Source organism: Imperialibacter sp. (assembly GCF_040222815.1).
GTDB lineage: Bacteria > Bacteroidota > Bacteroidia > Cytophagales > Cyclobacteriaceae > Imperialibacter.
The window spans coordinates 1-25303 of the sequence record NZ_JAVKCH010000022.1 but is presented as its reverse complement, the minus strand read 5'-3'; the positions used below and the strand labels follow the sequence as shown (position 1 = coordinate 25303).

Below are 25303 nucleotides of genomic sequence, written 5' to 3'. Positions count from 1 at the left end.
AATTGTTAAAAAATATTAAAAAAACATGGCGCAATTAAAAGACCCATCGCTGATATTGCGTCGTTAATTCAGACGACAGCGGGAGTTGAAAATAATCCCGCTTTCTTTTTCGCCAGCTATTATTTGATAAGTTATTAACGCTCATAGTTGACTTTAGTGGATTTCACTAAAGTTGTCCTTTTTGTAAATTCAGCTTGCATGAAAAGAAGCAGGGAAGCTGCCACCAACGCTGGCAAAAAAACGGAAGCTAATGAAAGCATCAAGGCTTCCATGTCCAACGCCTATCATGGAGTAGCGCTGATCGACAAGGAGTATGTAATTCAGCAGTTTAATTCCCGCTTTGAGGGCTACTTTTCATACATCACCGGAATAACACCGAGACGAGGTCTTTCGGTTATCAACTCCCTTTTTCCTAAAGGTGAAGAAAGTGCTTGGTCTCTTTTGGAAAAGACACTTGAAAAGCGTGATTCGACAAATGAAGTAAGTATCAAAGAAGGTGACTTCAGCATTCGCCTTGAACCAGCACTTAATAGAAAAAATAATTTGATCGGTGCCTTCCTCTATTTAATCAATCAAAAAGAAACTGACAATAATGAGCCTCCTCAGACCCAAATGAACTTCCAGGCCCTTCTGGAGACCAGTGGAGACGCAGTCATTGTTTTTTCTCCCGAAGGCAAACCAATTTATGTGTCGCCATCCGTTGAAACCGTTCTGGGCTACACGCCGGAAGAGACGATGCTACTTGATATGTATTCAAGCCTTCATCCTGACGATGTGCCTGGCAATCAAAAAGTGATGGAAAAAGCGATCCTTAACCCGGGCATCCCGATAAAAGGACATCGCTCAAGAATTATTCACAAAGACGGCAGCTACCATCTGTATGATTCGACGGTCGTCAATTTGCTCAATGACCCTTCAATTGGAGGCATCGTGGATAATATTAAAGAGGTTTCCGAACCAACATCGTTCGGTGGATCAGAGGGGCAATTCTCGAACCTTTACATGAAAGCCGTTGAAGACTCGAAGATAGGTGTATGGGAAATTGACCTTACATCTGGCAAGTCGATAAGGAATCGAATTCATGATCAGATTTTTGGATACAATGAGCAACCTGCTCAGTGGGATTTGGCGACTTTGCTTCACCACATCCACGTGGCAGATCGGTCGGCTGTCAAAGAAATTTTCGAAGCAGCCAGAGCAGATGGCTCCTTTGATTTCGAAGTAAGGGCAATTTGGCCCGACCAATCCGTTCATTGGATTACGCTAAAAGGAACTTATGTGAAGAGCCCCGAGACCAAAACAGAAAAGCTTAGCGGGTCGGTAGTTGATATTACTCTGCGTCGGAACAGTTTTCAAGCACTTCTGAATAACGAAAGTCGCCTAAAAAGCATAATCGACAATATATCGGAAGGCTTGGTAGTAGCCGACAAAGCTGGCAGGCTTCTCTACTGGAACACAGCAGCATCAAAAATGCATGACTTTAGTTCTCTGCAAAGCCCTCCCAACAGCTTTACAGAATTGCTTAAGTACTTTAAGCTTGAGCAGTTAAATGGAAAGTATTTGCCCGTCAGCAAATGGCCACTACCGAGGCTGTTGAACAATGAAAATGTGGATGGACTGGAAGTTAGAGTGCGAAGCATTAAAAATCGCTGGGCTAAAATTTTCAGGTACAATGGTGGTTCGTTTGCCGACAATCATGGCAGCCTGGTTTACTTTCTCACGATCAGCGACAGGACTGAACTAAGCAATATCAAAAAGCACTTGCGTGACAGTGAAGAAAGGTTTTTAGACGCCTTCCATGCAAGCCCCGTGGCACTGTGCATCACAAGCAGCAAAGATGCCGTCTGTCTTGAAATCAACAAGAGTGCGGAAGAATTGCTTGGCTACAGCTACGAAGAATATACAGGCAAGCCAATTTTGGCACTCAATGGTGTGCCCCTTGACGAAAGGAAAAGAATTTTTAGCCGAAAGAGTGAGCCCTCAAAGTCCTGGGAAAGCAAACTCTCGATCAGCACAAAACAAGGACAAAAAAGACTGATACTTTTTTCAGTTGAACAGGTTACGCTCAACGGTGAGGAATGCAGGTTGACAATTTTTGTGGATATTACCAGAGCCAGATAAGTACAAATAGTGACCCTAACCTGTCCACGCTATGATTGCTGCATGGAAACCGATAAAGGTTCCTTCGGACTGGATTTAACAACTATTTAGCCGCAGTCTTACCGAGCATCTTCCTTATCAGGCTTACTTGCCCAATGTGATATGCCTCATGGCTTAGGTATTTTACTATCACATCACCCTTTTCTCTATCGAGCCGTCCCTGGCTATCCCACTCCAAAACCCAGGCGGAGATATCATTGAACTGTTCTTTCAAAATATCAAGACATTTCAGCCAGTCAATAGTCTTAGGCATTTTCCTTGGATCCCCGGTCTTGCCATAATACTGCTTCAGCTCCTGCGGAAAAGTCATTTCCCCCGTCAAGTCTTCAAGCAAAGTATCTCTTTGCGATGCAATATGGCCCACGATCCAATGAATATTGTTGATGTTGTCGTGTGTGAACGCCAGGGTTTCATCAATTGTGAGATCCGCCAGCAACGATTCTATTTTTTTCTGATTGAATTCGAGACTGGAGATAAGAATATGAGACGACATAAAAAGCTTTTTGCGTGCACTAAGATAGTAAGATGCGCCCAATAACTGCCAACCATCAGCCTGAAATAGCCAAAATAACCTGAAAACGGGTGTAATTACTTGATCTCCGGCTAAAAAAAGTGTCGTCAGGTAAATGCATCAACTAAATTGTTAGGTATATTTGTAACTAATATTTTTTTTCAAAGTATACCAACCGTACCGCATTTTGAGTTATAAAAGAAGTTAATTACCTCTTTTAATTTTTTAAGTATGATTATTGTGCAAATTCATACTTCTGTTAAATGTGTATGCTAATCGAACTTAACCATCATGAAAAAAAGATACATTTTACCTGCTTCTATTCTCATACTACTCGTTGCTGTTTTGTATTTCAGTCAAAGCAAGAGCAGCGAGGAGAACGACATTATCGTAAATGTGAGCAAAGGAAAATTTGTGGTTGACGTAACCACCACCGGCGAGCTAAGTGCCCTGCGTTCGGTAAGAATTTTGGGTCCCACAAGAGCTCAAAATTATAGAATTTACAACTTAAAGATAGAAAGCCTGGTTGATGAAGGAACCGTGGTTAAGAAGGGGGACTTTGTAGCATCTATTGACAAATCTGAGCTTCATACGAGGCTTTCGGATGCAGCAAACAATCTGGAAAAAGCCCAATCGCAGTATGAACAGACAAGGCTTGACACAGCCATCAACCTGAGAGCTGAAAGAGAAAAAATAATTAACTTGAGATATGCGCTACAGGAAAAACAATTAGTGCTTGATCAGTCTCAGTTCGAGCCGCCTGCAACGGTAAAGCAAAACCAAATAGCCATGGAGAAGGCCCAAAGAGAGTTGGATCAGACGGTTGAGAATTATCAATTAAAGATTCAGCAGTCGGTGGCCAAAATGCAGGAGGTAGGTGCTACTCTGAGAAAAGAACAGTCTGACTATAATTCTATGAAGTCTCTGCTTGAAGACTTCAACATACTCGCCCCTCAGGATGGAATGGTTATTTACACAAAAAACTGGGATGGCAACAAAATCGCAGCGGGTTCGCAAATAGGTGCCTGGAATCCAGTTGTGGCTACACTTCCCGATTTGACGCAGATGATGTCGGTCACTTATGTCAACGAAGTAGATATCCGGCGAGTGGCCCCAGGGCAAAAAGTCAAAATTGGCCTTGATGCCTACCCCGACAAGGAGTTGAGCGGTGAGGTAATGAAAGTCGCCAATATTGGTCAACAAAACCCAAATTCGGATGCCAAAGTTTTTGAAGTAACCATCAACGTCAACGAACGGGATCCTTCACTAAGGCCTTCCATGACAACCAGCAACAATATAGTTGTTAGCGAGCTCGATTCGGTAGTTTTTGTCCCCCTTGAGGCCATCCATTCACGCAACGACTCCATTCAATATGTAATACTGAGCGACGGCACCAAGCAGGAGGTCGAAATGGGGTTATCCAATGCCAATGAAGCCATTATCAAGCAGGGGCTTTCCGGTACCGAAAAGGTATACCTTTCTCTTCCTGCCAATATTGATGAAGGCGAAATTAAACTCCTCGAATCGTTAAATGGCAAGCGAAACCAGGGCGAGAAAAACGAAGTAGCTGAAATGACTGAATCGTCAGCCACACAATCCGCCCCTGGAAAATCTCTAGCTAACAACCCAAATCACTAAGATGAACAAGAAGCTGCTGGCCAACTTCCAAATTGCCCTGGAGGCAGTTTTGGCCAATCAATTGCGTTCACTGCTAACTGCACTGGGGATCATTTTCGGTGTAGCCGCTGTCATTGCCATGCTGGCCATAGGAAACGGCGCAGAAAAAGAGATTCTTGAGCAAATAAAAATGGTGGGAGTTAACAACATCATCATTGAGCCGGTAGTAGAGCAGGAAGAAAAGAAGATAGACGCCGCCAATACCAAGGGGGAAGAAAAGAAGAAATTCTCCCCGGGTCTTAGAATGGCTGATGCGCAAAGCATTTTTGAGACGATACCAGACATCCAGGCTGTGAGTCCCGAATGCGTGATGGAAACTGTTATCATCAAAGACGGTTTTCGAAGATCAGCCAAACTCGTCGGCGTAATGCCCTCCTATTTTGATATTGGGGCTTTTGCCCTGAATCAAGGCAGTATGTTCAGTGAAAGTCAGATTGAGGGAGGTCTTCCGGTGTGCATCATTGGCAAAAGCATCAAGGGAAGGTTTTTCAGCAAAGAAGACCCAATTGGAAAGACCATCAAGGTTGGCAACCAGTGGCTGGAGGTAGTTGGGGTGCTGGACGAGCGCCTTATCTCTGAAAAAAATATAGCCAAGCTCGGTATTCGTGACTACAACATGGATGTGTACGTCCCTATTAAGACGTTCCTGATCAGGTACAGAAACAGAGAGTTGATAACCGAAGCTATTCTAAAAGCCGCTAACCGAAACAACAATGACGATGGCAGTAGCTCCAATCAGCAGCCAAGTAATTATCATCAAATCGACAAACTCGTCATTCAGGTGAAAGATGCTTCAAAAATGCAAAGTACGGCAGAAATCATCTCCAGAATGATAGAAAGGAGACACTTTGGAGTGATCGACTACGAGATCACCATTCCAGAGCTATTGCTTAAACAACAACAGCGAACACAAAACATCTTCAATATTGTGCTTGGAGCCATTGCAGGAATTTCGCTGCTGGTTGGAGGCATTGGCATTATGAACATCATGCTGGCGTCCGTTATGGAGAGAATCAAAGAAATTGGCCTGCGCCTTTCCATAGGAGCACAGAAAACTGACATCGTTACTCAATTTTTGTTCGAGGCCATGATGATCAGTGTAAGCGGGGGAATAGTTGGGGTTGTCCTCGGCATTAGCCTTGCACTGGGCATATCCAGCTTTGGAGACTTCCCCACTATTATCACTTTTTCATCAGTCATCGTTTCGTTCGGCGTTGCTGCTACAGTAGGTCTTGTGTTTGGAATAGCCCCGGCACAGAAAGCTGCCAGCCAAGACCCGATAACATCCCTCAGGTATGAATAATAGAAGCTATCTACTCTTTTTTGTTTTTCTGTTTTTTTCTCTCGCCGTTGATGCACAAAAGTTGCAACTGACGCTACGAGACATTATTCAACGGTCGCAGGATCAATCTCCCTCGGCGAAACAAGCGGAAACAGTCAAAGAAAATCGATACTGGCAATACAGGTACTTTAAAACCAACTACAACCCCCAGCTTGGACTTAGCGGAGATGTACCCAGTTTTAGCAAAGATATTCTGGCAACCCGTCAAAATGACGGTAGTTTGATCTTCCAACCCAGAACACAGACCAATTCGAATATTTCGTTTGGTCTGACACAGCCTCTTGGCTTAACTGGCGGCACAGTTTACCTGCTTTCCGATGTTTATCAGTTTCAGGACTACGAGCGAACTACCACCCAGTGGACAAGCAATATCCTAAGACTGTCGGTGTTCCAACCCATTTTTGCGTTCAATTCGCTGAAATGGCAGAAGCGAACTGAACCCATCCGTTTTGAAGAAAGTAAAAGAGAGTACGTGGAGCAAATGGAGTTCATCTCCAGAACGGCTGTGGACAGGTTTTTTAGCGTACTCGATGCTCAGATCAACCTTCAGATTGCGCAGTTTAATCTTGCCAACAACGACACGATTTATCAGATTGAAAAAGGCCGCTTCAATATAGGCACTACATCAGAAGACAAACTGCTGCAGGTGGAGCTTCAATTGCTGCGTTCAAGGCAGGACGTGGCGCAGGCCAGCCTCGATTTTGAGAATGCAATACTGAGACTAAAAACCTTCATTGGACTCAACGACAACCAGCAAGTGGAACTGGCAATGCCAGAAGTAATTCCGCAGTTCGAAATCGCAGTAGAGCAGGCATTGGCCTACGCAAAGCAAAACAGAGCAGATTTTATTGCCTTTGAGCGGCGACGGCTGGAGGCAGAGCGTGATGTGGAACAGGCAAGAAAGCAACGGTTTCAGGTGAACCTGTCGGCTTCCTACGGATTAAATAACCGTGGTGATTACCTCAGTGATGTCTACGCCAATCCTAACTCACTTCAACGGGTCAATATCAATTTTGACATGCCTATTTTGGACTGGGGAAGAAATAAGTCAAGGCTGCAAACCGCCCTGGCAAATCAACGGCTAACTGATTACGTCATTGCCCAGGACGAAGTGAATTTCGAGCAGGAAATCATCACGCAAACAAAGCAGTTTGATATGCTGCTGAGCTCACTGGAAATAACAAAGACAGCTGATCAGGTGGCACAAAAGCGGTACGAAGTTGCCCAAAACAGGTACCTGATAGGCAAAATAGACATCACCAATCTCAATATTGCACTGACAGAAAAAGACAATGCCAAGCGTGCCTACATCGGTGCACTTGAGAGCTACTGGCAAGCTTATTACGACCTTAGAAGGCTTACACTGTATGATTTTCAGGAGAATAGGTTGCTATACACTTCTGACGCAAAATAAAAAAACCGGAGGCATCCGCCTCCGGTCATACTTTCAGATTAAAAAGTCCTTTTTGCTTTTGAGTGGCTAAAGTAAGCTGGCTGTCACCAGCAGCGAAAAAATATTATAAACTCCTCACTGTCGTTTTATCTCCCATCGTGACTTCCATCTTCACGTCGCTGGCAACTATATTGCTCAGGTCGAATGTCTTGCTGAAGCTACCCATTTCGTCGATGGCACCATTAAAGAAGATGACCCCATTCTTGTCGGTAATCTTAACTTTTACTGCCTGGTGACCAGTCTTCTTCACCACCAACTGATATTTGCCGCTTGATACCTCCTCAACATCCACATCGTAAATTGCCCTTACTGCCGACCTGTTCTTCACATGCTGAATGGTTTCTTCAATCACCTTGCCGTCCCGCTCAACCGTCATACGGTAAGTTCCGTCGGGTAGATCCTGCAAGTTGTAAGGGCGTTCAAATGAAGTAGTGTAAGCAATCTTTTCTTTCATCAGGGTATTGCCTTTTTCGTTGGCAATTTTGATTGTTACCTGACCTGGGCTGTCGGCGTCAAAACGCAGATTATAAATACCCATCGCCGTGCTTTGAGTGATTTTTACTTGTGACGATTTAGTAGCTTCATTGGTATTTTTGGAAGCTAAAGCCATACTGGTAACCATTACCAGCATTGCTGCTGTTGACATAACTTTTTTCATAATATTCGAGTTTTAAACCTTGTGATGTTGTACGGGCAAGGTTTCGGCCAAGTTCTCAGAAAAGGTGAAAGAAATTTTGAAAATAAAACTGGCAAAGGAGTAAAGAAGGTAGCTGGATTAGTTTTTTATCAATAGAACCAATGGTTTATTAACGCATTTTCAAAAAAACAATCGTTAGGCCGCAGGCGCTGACGATAAACCACCACCCTCAGGGTTACAAAAAAAGAACCAAAAAAATCCTCTGCCGCTTAAAAAAGAAATATCCCGTTCATTCCAATTCCTGACCTTTTTCAAATCCGTACACTCCTGTGGTCACAAACGAACACCGCTGGTAAACTTTTAGCTCTGTTTTACCCAACCTAAAGCTAAAGGGTGCAAGAAACCCGATACAATAATTGGCATTCATAGCACCCACGACACATGAGGTGAGTGGCTGTGTTTCGTGCTTATCATCAATAACTTGTATAATTCTAAGTTGTCTCCTATCCAGCTTCTGGCAAATCCCAGTACCTATTTAAACTAAAGTTACTTTGCGATAAGCCCGCAAATGCGTATTATGCTGCCCAATTAGTGAAAATCCAGCCACTTAAACCACATTGCCGTTATGAGCTTTTCGTCAATTGACATTGTTGTATTTTGTATTTATGCTCTTATCATCATAGGCATTGCCTGGTGGGTCTCCAGAAAAAAGGAAGGCGTTGAGCAGGATTCAACCGACTACTTCCTGGCAGGGAAATCACTTCCCTGGTATGCCATTGGTGCTTCTTTAATTGCCTCAAACATCTCAGCAGAGCAAATCATTGGCATGTCTGGTTCAGGGTTCGCCATAGGAATGGCCATTGCAGCTTACGAGTTAATGGCAGCCGTAACGCTGCTACTGGTGGCCAAATACCTTTTACCCATCTACTTAAATAAGAAAATTTTCACTATGCCTCAGTTTCTTTTACTGAGATATGACGGCAGGGTAAGAACAAGTTTGGCTGTATTCTGGCTCCTTCTCTACGTTTTCGTCAACCTGACTACGGTGATGTTCCTGGGGGCGCTGGCTCTTAATACCGTTATCGGCATTCCATTCATGTATGGCATTCTTGGTCTTGGCACATTTGCTCTCCTTTATTCAATTTACGGGGGATTAAAAGCAGTAGCCTACACTGACATTATACAGGTGATATTCCTTGTCATCGGTGGTATTCTTGTATCGGGAGTGGCCCTGAATTTAGTAAGTGGTGGTGAAGGTGCTTTTAGTGGGTTTCTCACCCTCATCAGGGAGGTACCTGGTAAGTTTGATATGGTTTTTGATGTGGACTCCACCTATGTAATTAATGGTGAGGCCAAGTCGTCCTACATGGATTTGCCCGGAATTTCAGTACTTATTGGGGGCATGTGGATTGCTAACCTGGCCTATTGGGGATGCAACCAGTATATCACGCAAAGAGCCCTTGCAGCCAAGAACCTTACTGAAGCACGTAAAGGCGTTGCATTCGCAGCCTTCCTGAAAGTGATCATGCCCATCTTTGTGGTGATCCCGGGTGTTGCAGCATTTTACCTTGTCGACAAAACAGGAGATGCCAACATCATTAATGCTATGATGAGTGACGGGCTCATGAAGCCTGACAAGTCTTATCCGGCTATGCTGTCGCTTGTGCCAGCCGGGCTCAAGGGGGTAACATTTGCCGCTTTAATTGGTGCCATTATTTCATCATTGGCTTCTATGATGAACTCAACAGCCACGATTTTCACGATGGACATTTACCATAAGTTCATCAATAAGGAATCTACTGAAACCAATCTGGTGAAAGTCGGTCGTATGACCAGCTTCGTCGCTTTAGCAATTGCGTGCCTTGTAACGCCCGCACTGGAAGGCTTTGATCAGATGTTTCAGTACATCCAGGAGTTTTCCGGCTTTGTGACCCCTGCTGTCACTGTTATCTTCCTATTTGGTATGTTCTGGAGCAAGTCAACGTCCAACGCAGCCTTGTGGGTAGCAGTGCTTTCCATACCTATCAATGCCTTTTTCTACTTCTTTGTGCCTGAGGTGCCATTTATTGACCGAATGGGCTTTGTGTTCATTGTCCTTTGTTTTGCAATGATCATCATCTCATGGATTGACAAGGAAGGATTCAAATGGAAGGATCAGAATTTCCTTATCATTGTTGGCTGTCTTTTCCTCTTTATAATTATGGAGGGCGGTAACCACGAAATGTTTGATGGAACCGTCTTGAGCATGGATACCCATATTGGAAAAACGCTTATTCATCTAATGAGCCTGATGTTTGTGGCCGTGGCGCTGTTCCTGTCTCAAGGCATTGACTACGACAAAAAAGCCATTGATATATCCAAAAGGGTTTACAAGTCTTCGAAGCAGTTTAATACCATGGCGCTCATCATCGTTGTGCTGGTTACCCTCATCTACATTGTATGGTGGTAACGCCTACTCAATAAGATTTGAAGGCTCGGAGATATCCGGGCCTTTTTTGTTAATTTCGCTGGTATTCAAAGGCACAGCACTATGAGCAGCACCACTACTCTTACAGGAAAGCAGGAAAAGTTCAGGCAGAGGATGTTGAACCCATTTCTTTTCTGGATGTACACCTTTGGCAATGTACCTGCGGGATGGATAGCCGGAATGAGACTAAAGGTACTGAACAACGAAAGAGCTGTTACTACCATCCCTTTCAAATGGCTTAACAAAAACCCTTTCAAATCGATATATTTCGCTGTTCAAAGCATGGCGGCAGAGCTTTCTACAGCTTCCATTGCCCTTTTGGCGATAACGGACAGGAGCCCCAGTGTGGCTACTATCATTGTTGATTTGAAAGCAGAATTCCCAAAAAGAGCGACTGGAAAAACCACTTTTACCTGTGAGGATGGACAGAGAATATTTGATGCAGTTGAGCTAGCCATAAGCTCGGGGCAGCCTCAAACTGTGACCGCCAAAACCACCGGCACTTTGCAGGACGGCACAATCGTTTCTGTCTTTCACTTCACATGGTCTTTTAAACAACGTTCTAAGTGATTTTATGAGGTTAGTCAGCATAATGCGCCATTCTTTTCCGCTCGTTCTATTTCCACTATTATTTTCCTGTGGCGGGCTCTCCACTCAGGGTGATGAGACGGTTGATCCCAGGCTTTCTCCCGAGAAAAAAGAATTACTCAAGTATCAAAGAGAAATAGCCTCGCTCGATATTCGAAAAATCACCACCTACCTTTACGACTGTGAGGCGACTGCGCCAAGGAGTAGCAGTACGGTGCTGGAAGAAAGAGAGTTTGACGAAGAAGGAAGGCTGCTGAAACAAGCAGCCTATGAATATTCAGGTGAGCTAAGAAGCAGAACCCACTACTTCTATGGACCGGAAGGCGACAAAACCTATCAAAACCTGTATAACCTAAACAATATTGTCATTCAGACTAAGTATTACGACAAGTTGGGATATGATACCCTCACAACAGACTTCCTTGAAAACGGACAGGTGAGAAGTGAAATGCGCAAGATTGTCACCCTGAACCCTGACGGTTTCCCGATTAAAATAGAGGAAAGAGATAATCTGGACAGAACCCACGCAGTGGCCACCTACTCCTACAAAGACGAAACACTACTGGAAGAAACATTCACAAGGTTCAATGTGGTGTCGGGCGATGAGGTGGCTACCCAAGTGATCCAGTACAATGAGTTTGGTGATCGCATCTACATGTCAAGCTCCACTGCAAGCATTATTGAGGACGAGGTATCGATGGAGTACGAATATAATAAGCACAACAAAATTTCGCATGCTCGCCTGCTGAACAAAGATCGGCTTGTTATCAGAGAGAAGATTAACTCCTTCTATGGCGACGGTACCCCCAGTCATATTTCAGATTACCATATCGATGAAACTACGGGCGACACCACCCGGGTCTATGAAGAGAATTTCAATGATAGCGGAAAATTGATTTCGTACTATATGAAGGCATCAGCTAGTAACATCACCCAAAGTGGAGAATTCACCTATGACAAAAAAAAGCTTCTTGATGCGATCGAATTCAATCAGGAGCAAAACCCCAACTACATCTGTACCTATCTGGAATATGAATACTATAAATGAAGCTCGCCAAGGGGCCTGTTCACCATTGACTTGTCCATGTCAGCTTCCATGGTGTCAATCGTTTGTAGCATAAGTGTCGCCTCATCATCATTGAGAATACAGATATTGTCCAGACCTCTGTTCTCAAGGCGGTCAATCACAAGATAGGCAGTAATTAAATCAATGTCCATTGCCGGCTGGTAGGTGCTTTCTTCTCGTTCTCCCATATTGATCTCCGAAAGAATTTTCACCTCTACGAGCTCCCTCACAATCACATTGGCAAACCTGAAGGGAACCAGCAACCGGTCAGTAATTTCGCCGACAGTCAAGCCCGGTTCTCCTTTTTTGAACCTGAGTATAAGCAGCCTTACGATAAGCAGAGCGATGAACTCCTTGTGCCTGGTGCTGGGCTGGAGAGTCTCATTTGAGAATTCATACCGGGCTGCATTTTGATGGGCAAATGAAAGCTCAGCCCCAAACAACACGATCATCCAGCTGGCCTGGGCCCAAATCAGAAACAACGGAAGAGCGGCCAAACCACCATAGATGTCGTTGTACTTTGAAACACCAACCTGAAACTCAATATAACCCCACTGAAGTAGCTGAAAAGCAGTTCCTGCAACCACGCCGGCGATAACGGCCGACTTCACTTTTACACCTGTATTAGGCATAATCAGGTAAAGCAATATGAGCAACAACCAAATGAGGGTGTATGGCAAAAATTTAAGCAGAAACAAGATAAGAGGGGCGAACAAATCCAAAAGCTCAATCTGTTGGGTGAGGGTTTGCACCTCAGAACTGGCTAACACTGTGAGAGAACTGGAAAAGAAAACCAGGATTGGCGAAATAAGCAATATCGCTGTGTACTCGGATATCTTTCGCTGTAAAGACCGCTGTTTTTTGATCTCCCAAATATCGTTAAACGTTTCCTCTACGCTGTTGAGCAGCCGTAAAACCGTGTAGAGCAGCACAATCAAACCTACTCCCGCCACCACTCCTCCTTTGGCGTTTTTCAGCATATTTTCTGCTGCTTCAAAGGCAAATTCCGTTGCCTGTTCTTGCCCCGCCAGCAGCGTGCTGATGGAATTCTGGATATCAAACCCAAAGCCCTTACTAATACCAAAAGCGAGCGCAATTACAGGGACAATCGACAGCAAAGTGAAATAGGTCAACGCCGAGGACTTGACACCAACCTCGTCTCTCACAAAGCCTTTCCCTGCCAATACCAACACCCTTATTTGTCTGTAAAGAAAGCTTCTGCCCCTGGGAATCGAATCCAGCTTAATTCTCCATATGTCAACCTCAATAAACTGAGCAATTTTATCAATTCTCTCTTTCAACGACGCCATAAAAGGACTTTAGTGGTTAGGCTATGCTGCGCAAAGATAAAAATACTCAATTAAGGAAATAAAAAAAGGAGCCGAAGCTCCTTAGTACCTGAACCCAAGTATAAATTCATACCTGGGCAAACAAGATTTGACTTTCTTTACGTCGATTCTTACTCTTTACAATACTAAAACACCCCTTGCCTGAGAACCCCCTACAAAAAGGTTAAAAGCTCCATTTAACACGAGTATAGGCTACTTTGGCCAGTAGTGTATACCCCTCTCCTATGTCGCCAAGAAAGAATTGACCGAGCAGGTCGAGGTCAAGGTTGGGGACAACCGAGTAGGTGACAAAAGGGCTGGTGAAACATCCCATATCGGAAGGGAAAACCATCAAAGAAAGGCCCCCACTCACCAGCGGATGGAACGGGTAGCTGGCCTGGCCGAACACCGACCACCGGTAAGGAGACAGGCTCCTCACATCCAGCTTATTGAGTGAAAAGGCACCCAGGGCGCTTTGATCAGGTTTGCTGGTCCCCGATGAATTGAATAAAAAAGAACCGTTGACGTAGAATGAGTTGGCAAAAGAGTAATCGACTGAGCTTGAAGTAATGAACTGAGCCTTGCGCCCGGCTGCCTCACTGAACCACGTCATTTCACCTTTGAATCCAGCGTTTTTAATACTGCCAGCCCAGCCCCCTCCCAGCACAGCATGCTCGTTCATTTTCCCGGCAAAGCCCTGGAAGTCGTAGTTCCATTTATTGGTTTGCCAGATACCAGCCGCCACTACCTTGTCCCATGAATCAGCAGCTTTGACTGTTGCCTCCACGCTAGATGCTACACCTGTGTAGTATTGTACCCTGAGAGCATCGCTGCCAGGCCTTTCCTCATAGTCGAAGTCGAAAAACGAATACGCATTAAAAATGTCGTTGGGGTTCCACACCAGGTTTTGTCCCCAGTTGATGCGCTGTCGCCCAACTGTCACCTCCAGGTTGTTCTTATTCCACTGCAAATAGGCCCGGTCGATCATCATGTGCAGCACCGCCTTGTCATTATTAATTGGCAACACCGACAGGTCCACGTAATCGTTGTTGACATCCACGTAGGAGCCGTAGTTGGGAATTAGCCCCAGGCTATTGCCAATAAAAAAGCGATTTCGCACCTCCAAAGCTCCTGTTAAATGCTCATTCGGATACCATTTTAGGTTCAGCCTATTGTGAATCAGGTTATCAAAGCTGGCATCGTTGGGCGTGGAGAAATTAGCCGTGAATAAGTCTTTCACATAGCCCTTGAGAGTTAACTTGGGTGCTTCGTCCTGGGCTTGAGAGCTAAACCCACCTGCCAGCAGGATAACCAGCCCTGCATACTTAGCGAACTTCATCCGAAACTATTTTTCCATCCTCTAGCGTAATCACTCTTCTGGCTTTGTCAATTACTCGCTGGTCGTGAGTAGAAAAAACGAAAGTGGCCCCCTCTTTCTCATTCATATTGGCCATCATTTCGAGCAAGGTAGCGGTTGAGTGCGAATCAAGGTTGGCCGTGGGTTCATCAGCCAGAATGAACTCCGGCTTCGACGCCAAAGCCCTGGCCACAGCCACCCGCTGTTGCTGTCCGCCCGAAAGCTCCGAGGGTCTGCGGTTCATTTGGTCTTTCAACCCGACCTTGGTGAGAAGCTCGACCTTTCTTGCCTTTCTGTCCTTCTCGCTCTGCTTTTGCAGCAGCATAATAAATTCCACGTTTTCCTCAGCAGTAAGCACCGGAATAAGGTTGTAGGCCTGAAACACAAAGCCAATGTGTTGCAACCTGAAATCAATGAGCTCATTGTCGCTGAATTTGGAAATATCCTCTCCGCCCAGCTCTATGGTGCCTTCGGAGGGCACATCGAGCCCCCCAATGATGTTAAGAAGAGTGGATTTGCCCGAACCCGACGGGCCGACGATGGCGGTAAATTCACCTTTCTTTATTTCAAGGTTTACATGGTTCAGCGCATGAACCGGCACCTTGTCAGGATTGTATGTTTTGCTGATGTTTTTAGCGTTGATAACTATCATTTCTAAAAAATTGAATGTTAAAGTTTTCTTAATGCTTCTACTGGTTTCAGTTTGGTGGCTTTGCGGGCCGGGTAAACTGCCCCAAGCACCGCCGTAACCACCACCGTGAAAGCCAGCATGAAATAATTACTGGCGTCCAGAGAAAGGTAAATAATTGAGTCGATGCCGTACTGCTCCAGAGAAGCGGCGTAGGCCGAGAAATCAAACCCATGAGAACTGAAATAGAGAATGGTGAAATACCCCATGAGCATTCCCAGCGGCGCACCCGCCAGTGAAATCAATATTGTTTCTATCATGATCATAGTGAACACACGTATCCGTTTCATGCCAATGGCCATGAGCATGCCTATTTCCTTGGTTCGCTCGAGCACTGCCATCAGCATGGTGTTGATGATGCCGAAAACCAATGCCAGCATAATGATAACCATCAGCACCGTTTTGGAAATTTTTGTTTGCTGGGTCATCACCTCCAGGTCGGGCGCCAGGTCTTTGTACGACGAAACCTCAAGAGCTGGCAGCGACGTTTGCAAAGCCGCCTTCACCGTCTCAACTTCCTGAATATCCTGAAGCACCATCCCTATTTCTTGCGGCTGCACCCAGTCTGTTAGCTTTTCGAGGTCTCCCTTTCTCACAAACACCACTCCTTCATTGATTCGTGGCGACTTGGCTTTGATAATGCCCTCGATCCTGAAGGAGCCGGCCGTAATATTGTTGTGACTGTCCTGAAAGGTAAGCACCACTTTGGATCCTAACCTGACTTTTAACTTCTCAGCCATATGCTGGCTCAATACAATTGGGTTCCGCTTTATTTCTGTGAAGTAAGTACCCTCAGCAAGTTGCTCATCCAGGTAAGTGACACTCGCTTCGGCCTCTGGGTCAATCCCATAAATCATAGCTCCCTGTGTAGAGTTAGCCGAACCAACCATGCCCGAAACGATCAGTCTTTCGGAGTACGAGGCCACTTGAGTCATTCCGGCAAGCGCAGTTTCTACTTCATTTAGCCCATTTATGCTGTTATTGAAAGTAGGATCATTCTTGTACGCTTTGTTGTGCAGCTGTATATGACTATAGTCGTACTTGATAGAGTTGCCTACCATATTGTTGGTGATGCTATCGGAAAAGGCAAACAAAAAAAGTAGTGCCCACACGCCCAGGATCATAGCACCGATGACCACTCCGCTGCGGAGTTTGTTGCGCCAGATGTTTTTCCATGAAATATTAAAAATCATACTTCTTCCATTTAAGTTAACTGCGAAGTGCCTTGATTACCTTAAGCTTACCCACAATCCAAAGAGGATATACAGCCATCAATATGGTCATGATAAAGACCACTTGCGCCTGGTTCACGAAAACCTCAGGAGCAAGCGAAAACGGCAGGATAGGCTCCATGCCCAGTTTTTCATAGGCCTGAGCCATCTCTCCCCCCACGTGAATCGGATTGAGATAGAAATAGGCCAAAATGGGACTGGCGGCCACTATACCCATAACGACCCCTAAAACCGCCAGCATAATGATCTCCAAAAACAACATTCCCTGCATCAGCCGTCGCTTCATACCAATCGACAGCATCACACCGAACTCATACTGCCGTTCGTTGGTCATCATAATGAAGGTGCCGAAGATGCCAAAAGCTATAATGGCATACAGCACATACAACATGATCCGCCCACTAGCATAGTCAACTTCAATGCTCTGGACTAGCTCGGGCATAAGCTCCTTCCAGTCCATCACCTCGTAGACAGTTGTATCAAGCTTCGAGGTCAAGTCAGCTTTCACCAACGGCACTGCTTCGGAATTGTCGAGCAGCAAAGCCAGTGACGTTGCTCTGTTGGGCATGTTGAAAAAGTACTGGGCGTCGCTTAGCATTATATAAGCCGCTTGTGCGCTCATTTCCTGCGTCGGAAATTTCAACGTGCCTACTATCCGGTATTTGCCAGCGGCATTTGCGCCATGATAGCCCTGGCTAATCAGCACAAGGGTGTCGCCGGGGGCTGCCTTCAGGTAGGCAGAAAGCCCTTCACCTATCATGATATCTCCAGGAGTGGAAAGGTATTGTCCCTCCACAATTTTTCCCTGCAGATCGGTCAGCCCTGTTTCTTTTACAGGATCGATACCGTTCACGAGCACTCCTTTGGTAAGCGTTCCATGAGATGCCAGGGCAAAAGACTCAACTCTGGGTACGTAAGCGCTCAAGTCGGTCTCCCCAGAGAGTTTGGTTTGAAGACCTTCTGTCACTTCCAGGCTATTGTCAAGGGTTTTGTCGTCCCAATAACCTTTTTCATGCACCTGGATATGACCGGTGTAGAAACGGACGGCATTTTCAATCATTCGCTCATAAGACCCCAGCTGCATGCTCTGCATGATGCAGGCAAAAAAGACAGCAAATCCTATGGAAGCAAGAGTAATCAGCGTTCGGCGCTTGTTGCGCCAGATATTACGCCAGGCTATTAATAGCAGCATAATCGATAGGTTATCTGATTCGTTTTAAATTCTGGATCGAAAAAAAGTCGTCAGGCTGATCGGTATCAAAAGTCCTGGCCACATAATCGATCACCGTTTTCTGATCTGGGTTTTCCGCAGGGATCATCTCCATGTGCGTGGGCAATGTTCGCCCTCCTATTTCCTTAATATCAGAAAGGGCCATCGTGTTCACCAAGTATTCATCTTCATCATAGTATTTGATCAATAGCTGGAGGTAGTCTTTCTGATCGATGTAAGCCTCTATTTTGCCCCACACTACCGGCGCATCCTCCTTAGGAGTCAGTTCCATTTTCCAACACTTTCTACTTAACATGGTTGTGTCGCCCAGCAACTTGTGCGTATAGTCGGTAACAATAGAAGACTGACGCACCAGGTCGTCGTTGGTGAAATCTGAGCCCATCCACGACTGCATCATCATGGATGGCGGCATTTTTATTACCCTGTCAATAGAAGGCTGCCAGTTCCACATCTCCTTGCCTCTTTTCAAAAAGGCCGTGCCCTTGTCTCTTGCCGGCCCTGTAATCAGTATCAGCGAATAATCCTGGTTCTTGTTCCAGCTTTTCATTGTGATTTCCCGAGTCCAATCGGGCCGGACAATCTTCATCACCATTTCGGCGTAACCATTCTCCCCCTGCATTTTCTCATCCGCCTTTTTAATGATTTCAAGAGCCGTTTGGGCGTTTGCCTGATATGCTAACAGACAAAAAATAAATCCTGTAGTCAAAAAGTGTTTCATAGCTATCAATTATTGATTTTGTATGTAGTCAATGAATTTTCGTTTTACGTCTTCAAATGGGTACTCACGCCCTAGCACGAGGTAGCCAAAGCCAATGCCGTCCATAATAGCACCGAAGAAAAAGTACTCGACCTCAGCTCGTCCGGGAAATATCTCTTCGAACATGGGCATCAGCATGTCTTTTTTTGCTTTACCTACAGTATCAAACCACGGTTTCATGCTTTTCACCACATCAGGCTGCATCATCAGTGTCAGAAACAAGCGCATATACTCCTGATTATTGTACATGAAATCAGCCGATGCTTTTGCCATACCTATCAGCCTTTGCTTGGCGGTTGCCTTCGGATCCAGGGTCAGAATATCCTCGGAGTTTTTCATTGCCTCAGTAAAAATGGCCTGAAGCAGATCTTCCTTGCTCTGGAAATAATTGTAGATAAGACCTTTGGAAATACCAGCTTTGGCAGCTACCTGAGCAATAGATGTACTATGGAAACCACTGTGAGCGAACAAGTCCAATGCGGCAGCAATAATCTTCTCCCTGCTCTGCTCTCTTATCTCCTCTATCTGTGCCTTGGTTCTTGGACTCATTTATAAGTTACTTTTATATTGACTAAACGGTCAGTCAAAAATATGGTTTCATTTTGACAGTTTAAAATTTTCATACTATTTTTTTGTATTTTTGAATACAGGCCTGGGCTTTCCTCAAAAATGTTTCCGCACACATTTTAATTTAAAGCCTATCTTCCGATATTGAAGCCTCAAACAAACCCGTTCGCTATGAGATCCTTCTTTCGACTTACTCTTGTATCATTGCCACTTATTGTCTTTTCCTGTAGCACCAGGGAAAACAAGCCGGTCGATGCCGATGATATTCAACTTAGCTGGGAACTGGTCGAAAATCAGGCGGGTGGAGAAAACCAGCACAAGGCAAAGTTTACTATCACCAACAATGGCCCCGCACTCTCAGGTACCGACTGGGCCATTTACTACAATCAAATCGCCAGTCACGATTTCGTCTTGCCCGAAGGAGCAAAGTTGGCTATAGAGTTTGAGCTGGGAACGCTTTTTAAACTAGTACCAAAAGAGGGGTTTGAATTGGCCCAGGGTGAAACGCTCACCTTCGAGTATGCGGCCGGGGGTGCTATCGTTAAAAACTCACAGCAACCGCTTGGCCCCTACCTTGCTCAGGGAAATGATAACGCCAAAACCATCAGCAACTACCAACCTGTCACGCTCACCATGGATAACCCGGAAGTGCTGAAGGTCGTAAAGACGCTGATTCCTACGGCTAAGAATCTCTTTGAGAAAAACCAATCGCTCAAGATGCTCCCTGCCTCCCAGCTAGGCAAAGTGACCCCGACGCCCATGAGCATAAAAGCAGGAAAGGGTTCATTCATGCTGCAAACTCCGCTCGTCATCTATCATGAAGCCGGTTTGGGCAGTGAGGCAGAGTTACTTAAGTCGGCTCTGAGCGAGGTGCTTGATGGTGAAGTGAGTACGCAGGAGGGCAAAGGCCAGTCGTTGCAGCTCAAGTTGGGTAAATCCGGAGGGCCTGAATCCTACACGCTGTCTATTAACACATCGGGAATTCAAATTACCGGAACTGACGCCGCCGGCGTATTCTACGGCATCCAGAGTTTAAGAGCGCTACTGCCTGTGGCTACTTATGAAACGCCCGCATCGGGTATTTCGCTGGATCAACTCACTATTGACGATGCTCCACGTTATCCCTACCGGGGCATGCATCTGGACATGGCCAGAAACTTTGAATCGAAGGAAACGGTTTTCAAGCTACTCAACCTGATGGCCTACTACAAGCTCAACTACTTCCATACGCACCTGAGCGAAGATGAAGCCTGGAGACTTGAGATACCCGGCCTTCCTGAGCTGACTGACATAGGCAGCCGCAGGGGGCATACCACCACCGAAGAAGAGTTTCTTCACCCGGAATACGGCTCCGGCCCTGACCCCAACGATCCTAACTCTCCCGGCAATGGTTTTTACAGCAAGGCTGACTATATAGACATACTTCAACACGCATACAAAAGACATATCAGGGTGATCCCTGAAATTGATATTCCAGGGCACTCAAGAGCCGCAATCGTCTCAATGAAGAATCGGTACAATCGCCTCATGAAAGAAGGCAAAACAGAAGAGGCCAACCAGTATGCGCTTCACGACCCCGAAGATGCATCCGAGTACATGTCGGTGCAGAACTTCCCCGACAACGTGATCTGCGTGTGTCGCCCTTCCGCTCTTACATTCATGGAGAAAGTGTTTGACGAAATCATTGCCATGCACAAAGAGGCCGGTGTCCCTCTGGAGTCTATCCATATCGGCGGCGATGAAGTACCAAAGGGCGTCTGGGAGAAGTCGCCAATTTGTGAGGAGTTCAAGAAATCACACCCCGAAATCAAAAAGGCACACGACCTGATGCCCTATTTCATCGGAGAGCTGATCAAAATATTGGAGAAAAAAGGCATGCCAACATCTGGGTGGCAGGAAGTGGCCATGCGTGAAGGGGCCGATGGAAAAGAAGAGGTGAACCCGGCGTTCGCCAATTCAGGTATGCGCCCATACGTATGGATACCCGACCCCAACCTACCTGGGTTACTTGCCAACGCAGGATACACACCCATCATTGCCAATGCCACCAAGCTGTACTTTGACCTGGCCTACAACAACGATCCTGAAGAGCCTGGCCAAACATGGGCCGGGTTGGTAAATACGCAGTCGGCGTGGGAAATTGTGCCTCAAAATATCTTCTATTCTTCAGAAAAAGACAGTCGGGGTAACTCAATAGATGTGGAGGCCGAAATGAAGAAGATGGTGAAGCTGACACCAGAAGGAGAAAAAAACATCCTTGGGATACAGGGACAGCTTTGGGCAGAAGTGGCTAAAACACCTGAGTTGCTGGAATACGTTGTTTTCCCAAAGCTAGTTGGACTCGCTGAAAGGGCCTGGGCTGGTAATCCTAAATGGGCAACCATCGACAATCTGGAGCAACGAATAAAAGCAAGGGACGCAGCCTGGAATGGCTTTGCTAACACCATGGGACAGAAGGAAATGCCAAGGCTAAGCTACCTTGAAGGAGGCGTAGGCTACAGAATCCCACGGCCAGGGGCAAAAATAGAAGGAGGACTGCTGCTAGCCAATAGCGAGTATCCAGGCTTGATTATTCGCTACACGACCGACGGATCAGAGCCCACTGCCAACTCCCAGGAATACACCGAGCCTGTAGCCGTGAGCAGCACGGTAAAGCTAAAGTGTTTTGATATCAGGGGAAGGTCGGGGATGAGTTCCACCGTCTCTCCTCAATAAGATGGCTATAAAACTTCCTGAAAGCGTTCATCTTTCAGGAAGTTGAGTTATTATTGGTTAATAAAACTCCAACAAAATGAAAAACCTGCTTATTTGCTTTGCCGTTGCTTTTGTCGCAATCGCTTTCACTTCATCTAACACTATGGCTCAGGGAAAAGGAAATTCACTTCGTCACGTCGTACTATTCAAGTTCAAAGACACTTCCTCCGCAGAAGATGTGAAGAAAGTGGTAGAAGCCTTTGAGGCGCTCCCTAAAAAGATCAAACAAATTAAAGCTTTCGAATGGGGCACCAACAATAGTCCTGAAGGATTGAATCAGGGACTTACCCATGCTTTCATCCTTACCTTCAACAGCGAAAAAGACAGGGATGATTACCTTGTTCACCCCGACCACAAAGTATTTGGTGGTATTGTAGGGCCGCATCTGGACGGTGTAACAGTAGTTGATTTCTGGGTGGAGAAGTAAAGATCAACGAAGCGATCCAATTTTCGTTAATGGGTTAGAAAATACCATCCCATGAACCGCAAAGACTTTTTAAGGAGCTCACTGCTTATCGGAGGGCTACTGGCCACCAGTAGCCCTCATGCTTTTGCCAACAAAAGAAGAACGACTGTTCGCCTCCTCAGACATGCCACTCTCTGGGTAGAGATGGGCGGAGTCAAACTACTCGTCGACCCGATGCTTTCAGCGAAAGACACCATGCCCCCGGTGCAAAATGCAGGCAACGACCTCCGCATTCCCATGGTCGATCTTCCCTTATCATCAGACGAAGTAAAGTCGCTTGTCAGCCAATGTGATGCTGTGCTGGTCACACATATCCACCGAGACCATTGGGACAGTGAAGCCCATGCTTTAATCCCTAAAAACAAGTCCATATTCTGTCAGCCCTTTGATCTTGAGAAAATCAGGGAACTGGGTTTTGAGAATGCCGTAGCAATTGCCTCCGACTACCCTTTCCAGGGGCTTTCCATTACCAGAACTGGAGGGCAGCATGGAACAGGCGAAATTGGCCAGCTAATGGGGATGGTTTCAGGTTTTGTTATTAAAGCAGGTGCCGACAAACTGTACATCGCAGGGGATACTATTTGGTGCGATGAAGTGGAAACTGCCTTAGCAAAATACACACCCAACGTCATTGTGGTGAACGCCGGAGCGGCGCAGTTTCTTAAAGGAGACCCGATCACTATGAGCCTCGCTGACATTGAGAAAGTGCTGCAATCATCAGGCAAAGCCAAGGTCATTGCTGTGCATATGGACACGGTCAATCACTGTCACCTGCACAAGACTGACGTCACCAAATACGCCGCCGAAAACAACCATGCAAAACGGCTCCTGGTACCTGCCGATGGCGAGGTGATTTCAATTTAACTGCTTACCTTTCCATAGCAGGTAAAGTAAATCGCAAAGTCAAACGTCAGCATGTTTATGGGAACAAAAATCAACGTTATCGTTACTGGTGCCAGTGGCATGGTAGGCGAAGGAGTCATGCACGAATGTCTCAACCACCCCGACGTGGAAAAGGTGCTGGTGATAGGCAGGAAACCCTGTGGCACCACGCACCCTAAGCTTACGGAGATCATTCATAGTGACTTTTTTGACCTCACTCCTATTTCTGACAAGCTCAAGGGCTACAATGCTTGCTATTTTTGTCTGGGTGTATCATCGGTAGGCATGAAAGAACCTGAGTACAAGAAGCTCACCTACGACCTCACCATGCATGCAGGCGATCTGCTTGCAAAACTGAACCCTGACATGACCTTCTGTTATGTCTCCGGCGCCGCAACTGATAGCACCGAGAAGGGTAGAGTGATGTGGGCTCGGGTGAAAGGAAAAACAGAGAACGACGTAATGAAGCTCCCTTTCAAAGCGGCTTATGTGTTTCGCCCAGGCTACATGCAGCCTACACCAGGCCTCAATAACACGCTGAAATACTACAAGTACTTCAGCTGGATGTACCCGTTTTTAAAAACCGTATTCCCTGGTAGCGTAAGCACACTGGCCGACCTCGGCCAGGCCATGTTGGGCGTGACGTTGAAGGGATATGATAAAAAGGTGCTGGAGGTGAAGGATATTAAGGCGGTGGCAAAGAGGTAAGAGGTGAAAGGTAAGCAGTAAGCTGGCTTCCCGCTTCCTGTATGGCGCACTTTTTATTACAAAATATTGTACATAAATTTGTACATAAAAAGAAACCTCATGATCACTGCTACAATCTCGGCTTTTCGAAAAGACATGAAATCGTACCTGAACAAGGTGACGCAGAATTTCGAAACGCTGATTATCAATCGGGGCGAAGACTCTGGCGTTGTGGTGATTTCGCTGGAAGAATACAATGCCTTGCAGGCGACCCAGCATGAGTTATCCTCCCAGGTCAATGAGAAGCGCTTGGATGCAGCAATTACCAAGTTTCGCAATGGCCAGTCCTTCAGCAAAGACCTTATCGAAGAATGAAGCTTTGCTTTGTGGATGAGTCGTGGGAGGACTATCTCTACTGGCAGAAGACTGATAAAAAGATGCTCAGTCGTATTAATATGCTCATTAAGGAAATTTCCAGAACACCTTACGAAGGTTTAGGGAAACCAGAACCGTTAAAACACAAGTACAGAGGCTTTTGGTCAAGAAGGATCAATGAGGAGCACCGCCTCATCTATAGGGTAGTGGAAGGTGAAATCTGGGTTGTAAAGTGCAGGTTTCATTATGATTAGCAGCCCACTCCGTCTAATGCTTTTGGGTAGCATTTGTCTGAGAATTTGGAATAAATAAATTCGTATTTTTAAGTATGGATAACATAAAATCCCTTATTTCAATTGTTTCTGACGTCCAAAATGGGCAGCCGGTTTTTGCTGGCACAAGAGTACCAGTGCAAACATTGTTTTGGCACCTGGAAAAGGGAATTACACGTGAGGAGTTTTTCGAAGATTTCCCAAGCGTATCAAAAGAGAAAGCAATTGGGGTGCTTGAAATAGGGCTTCTTTAAAGATTTAGCTCCCTTTTCATTTTTTCGATAATCATTCCCATATCACTAACATCTCCAAATAACCATGTAACAGCTCCATACGAGGAAAAATAGATATGAGGCTTCTCCCTTATTTTTAGTTTATAGATACCAAAGAACCTATCCAGCGATATCTCCTCCACATCGAGCCAAGTATATTCGTATTCCTTTCTGTGATCCGCAATGAGTATCTTACTTTTTCCGATACACACAATTTTAAATTTTCGCCAGATAACGAGGGTAATCGTTATAAAGAGCACAGAAGAAAACAATCCCAGACAGAGTTGCGTAATGGACAAAGAAAAGTCAGGAATTACTGACCTTAACGTCTGAATAAGGATAGAAAGACCTATCAACATCGGGAAAAATTGCAGGAAGCCAGTCTTTATTTTATTAGAGACTGTTCAGAAAAGTGTGTCATAAGTATAAGTAAAAATAAAGTGAGAACTTATGACAGAAATGGAATCAAAGAAACCACCTCGGAGTGAGTTGGAGCAACTTTTCGAGGAAGCATTACAGACACTTAAGTCAGGT

24 protein-coding genes are annotated in these 25303 nt (G+C 45.5%); 14 read left to right on the top strand and 10 right to left on the bottom strand.

Annotated features, from left to right (window positions below):
* Positions 1-198 precede the first annotated feature (198 nt).
* A complete protein-coding gene (locus RIF36_RS09930) occupies positions 199-2121 on the top strand; it encodes a PAS domain S-box protein (protein WP_350121760.1) in 1923 nt (640 codons plus the stop codon).
* 82 nt (positions 2122-2203) lie between these two features.
* Here the strand turns inward: RIF36_RS09930 and RIF36_RS09925 are convergent, their stop codons facing one another.
* The gene (locus tag RIF36_RS09925; protein ID WP_350089477.1) at positions 2204-2653 is read right to left on the bottom strand and encodes a DinB family protein; all 450 of its coding nucleotides are present in this window, start codon (positions 2651-2653) and stop codon (positions 2204-2206) included.
* A 309-nt stretch (positions 2654-2962) separates the two neighbouring features.
* On the opposite strand from RIF36_RS09925, the gene RIF36_RS09920 reads away from it, so the two are divergent.
* From RIF36_RS09920 to RIF36_RS09910, 3 genes are read left to right on the top strand one after another with little or no spacing between them, the layout of a single operon-like run.
* The gene (locus RIF36_RS09920) at positions 2963-4309 is read left to right on the top strand and encodes an efflux RND transporter periplasmic adaptor subunit (protein ID WP_350121758.1); all 1347 of its coding nucleotides are present in this window, start codon (positions 2963-2965) and stop codon (positions 4307-4309) included.
* A 1-nt stretch (position 4310) separates the two neighbouring features.
* Positions 4311-5651 (top strand): ABC transporter permease, encoded by a 1341-nt coding sequence (locus RIF36_RS09915; protein ID WP_350121756.1) that lies wholly within the window; start codon positions 4311-4313, stop codon positions 5649-5651.
* Positions 5644-7104: a TolC family protein gene (locus RIF36_RS09910; protein WP_350121754.1), complete on the top strand. Its 1461-nt coding sequence runs from the start codon at positions 5644-5646 to the stop codon at positions 7102-7104. Before RIF36_RS09915 ends, RIF36_RS09910 begins: the two co-directional genes overlap by 8 nt.
* A gap of 103 nt (positions 7105-7207) precedes the next feature.
* On the opposite strand, the gene RIF36_RS09905 is transcribed toward RIF36_RS09910, so the two are convergent.
* On the bottom strand, positions 7208-7801 hold the full coding sequence (locus RIF36_RS09905) for a T9SS type A sorting domain-containing protein (protein ID WP_350121752.1): 594 nt from the start codon (positions 7799-7801) through the stop codon (positions 7208-7210).
* Positions 7802-8405: 604 nt separating this feature from the next.
* Here RIF36_RS09905 and RIF36_RS09900 point away from each other — a divergent pair.
* The 3 genes from RIF36_RS09900 to RIF36_RS09890 all read left to right on the top strand — a co-directional run bounded on the left by RIF36_RS09900 (position 8406) and on the right by RIF36_RS09890 (position 11883).
* A complete protein-coding gene (locus RIF36_RS09900) occupies positions 8406-10229 on the top strand; it encodes a sodium/sugar symporter (protein ID WP_350121750.1) in 1824 nt (607 codons plus the stop codon).
* A gap of 81 nt (positions 10230-10310) precedes the next feature.
* A complete protein-coding gene (locus RIF36_RS09895; protein ID WP_350089462.1) occupies positions 10311-10817 on the top strand; it encodes a hotdog fold domain-containing protein in 507 nt (168 codons plus the stop codon).
* A gap of 4 nt (positions 10818-10821) precedes the next feature.
* Complete coding sequence (locus RIF36_RS09890) at positions 10822-11883, top strand: hypothetical protein (RefSeq protein ID WP_350121748.1); 1062 nt, start codon at positions 10822-10824, stop codon at positions 11881-11883.
* Here RIF36_RS09890 and RIF36_RS09885 read toward each other — a convergent pair.
* From RIF36_RS09885 to RIF36_RS09855, 7 genes are all read right to left on the bottom strand, one after another.
* Positions 11874-13211, bottom strand: coding sequence for a YihY/virulence factor BrkB family protein (locus RIF36_RS09885; protein WP_350121746.1), 1338 nt, complete (start codon positions 13209-13211; stop codon positions 11874-11876). The two genes, RIF36_RS09890 and RIF36_RS09885, sit on opposite strands and share 10 nt — an antisense overlap.
* A 202-nt stretch (positions 13212-13413) precedes the next feature.
* Entirely contained in the window at positions 13414-14568 is a 1155-nt protein-coding gene (locus RIF36_RS09880) for a hypothetical protein (RefSeq protein ID WP_350121744.1), read from the bottom strand.
* Positions 14555-15238 (bottom strand): ABC transporter ATP-binding protein, encoded by a 684-nt coding sequence (locus RIF36_RS09875; RefSeq protein ID WP_350121742.1) that lies wholly within the window; start codon positions 15236-15238, stop codon positions 14555-14557. Before RIF36_RS09875 ends, RIF36_RS09880 begins: the two co-directional genes overlap by 14 nt.
* Positions 15239-15255: 17 nt before the next feature.
* Positions 15256-16467, bottom strand: a complete 1212-nt coding sequence (locus RIF36_RS09870) for an ABC transporter permease (RefSeq protein WP_350121740.1) — start codon at positions 16465-16467, stop codon at positions 15256-15258.
* Between the two features lie 16 nt (positions 16468-16483).
* The gene (locus RIF36_RS09865; protein ID WP_350121738.1) at positions 16484-17698 is read right to left on the bottom strand and encodes an ABC transporter permease; all 1215 of its coding nucleotides are present in this window, start codon (positions 17696-17698) and stop codon (positions 16484-16486) included.
* Between the two features lie 10 nt (positions 17699-17708).
* A complete protein-coding gene (locus RIF36_RS09860; RefSeq protein ID WP_350077059.1) occupies positions 17709-18455 on the bottom strand; it encodes an outer membrane lipoprotein-sorting protein in 747 nt (248 codons plus the stop codon).
* Between the two features lie 9 nt (positions 18456-18464).
* On the bottom strand, positions 18465-19043 hold the full coding sequence (locus tag RIF36_RS09855) for a TetR/AcrR family transcriptional regulator (RefSeq protein ID WP_350121736.1): 579 nt from the start codon (positions 19041-19043) through the stop codon (positions 18465-18467).
* A 189-nt stretch (positions 19044-19232) separates the two neighbouring features.
* On the opposite strand from RIF36_RS09855, the gene RIF36_RS09850 reads away from it, so the two are divergent.
* From RIF36_RS09850 to RIF36_RS09820, 7 genes are all read left to right on the top strand, one after another.
* Entirely contained in the window at positions 19233-21776 is a 2544-nt protein-coding gene (locus RIF36_RS09850; protein ID WP_350121734.1) for a beta-N-acetylhexosaminidase, read from the top strand.
* Positions 21777-21852: 76 nt separating this feature from the next.
* Positions 21853-22242 carry a Dabb family protein gene (locus RIF36_RS09845; RefSeq protein WP_350077053.1) on the top strand — a complete coding sequence of 130 codons (390 nt, stop codon included), beginning with the start codon at positions 21853-21855 and terminating at the stop codon, positions 22240-22242.
* Between the two features lie 51 nt (positions 22243-22293).
* The gene (locus RIF36_RS09840; protein WP_350121732.1) at positions 22294-23145 is read left to right on the top strand and encodes an MBL fold metallo-hydrolase; all 852 of its coding nucleotides are present in this window, start codon (positions 22294-22296) and stop codon (positions 23143-23145) included.
* A 51-nt stretch (positions 23146-23196) separates the two neighbouring features.
* Complete coding sequence (locus RIF36_RS09835; RefSeq protein ID WP_502880849.1) at positions 23197-23871, top strand: NAD-dependent epimerase/dehydratase family protein; 675 nt, start codon at positions 23197-23199, stop codon at positions 23869-23871.
* A 99-nt stretch (positions 23872-23970) separates the two neighbouring features.
* Positions 23971-24225 carry a type II toxin-antitoxin system Phd/YefM family antitoxin gene (locus tag RIF36_RS09830; RefSeq protein ID WP_350121728.1) on the top strand — a complete coding sequence of 85 codons (255 nt, stop codon included), beginning with the start codon at positions 23971-23973 and terminating at the stop codon, positions 24223-24225.
* Positions 24222-24479, top strand: coding sequence for a Txe/YoeB family addiction module toxin (locus RIF36_RS09825; RefSeq protein WP_350121726.1), 258 nt, complete (start codon positions 24222-24224; stop codon positions 24477-24479). The genes RIF36_RS09830 and RIF36_RS09825 overlap by 4 nt, the downstream gene beginning before the upstream one ends.
* 74 nt (positions 24480-24553) lie before the next feature.
* The gene (locus RIF36_RS09820) at positions 24554-24751 is read left to right on the top strand and encodes a DUF433 domain-containing protein (RefSeq protein WP_350121724.1); all 198 of its coding nucleotides are present in this window, start codon (positions 24554-24556) and stop codon (positions 24749-24751) included.
* Here RIF36_RS09820 and RIF36_RS09815 read toward each other — a convergent pair.
* Complete coding sequence (locus RIF36_RS09815; RefSeq protein WP_350121722.1) at positions 24748-24981, bottom strand: hypothetical protein; 234 nt, start codon at positions 24979-24981, stop codon at positions 24748-24750. The genes RIF36_RS09820 and RIF36_RS09815 overlap by 4 nt on opposite strands.
* Between the last annotated feature and the right edge of the window lie 322 nt (positions 24982-25303).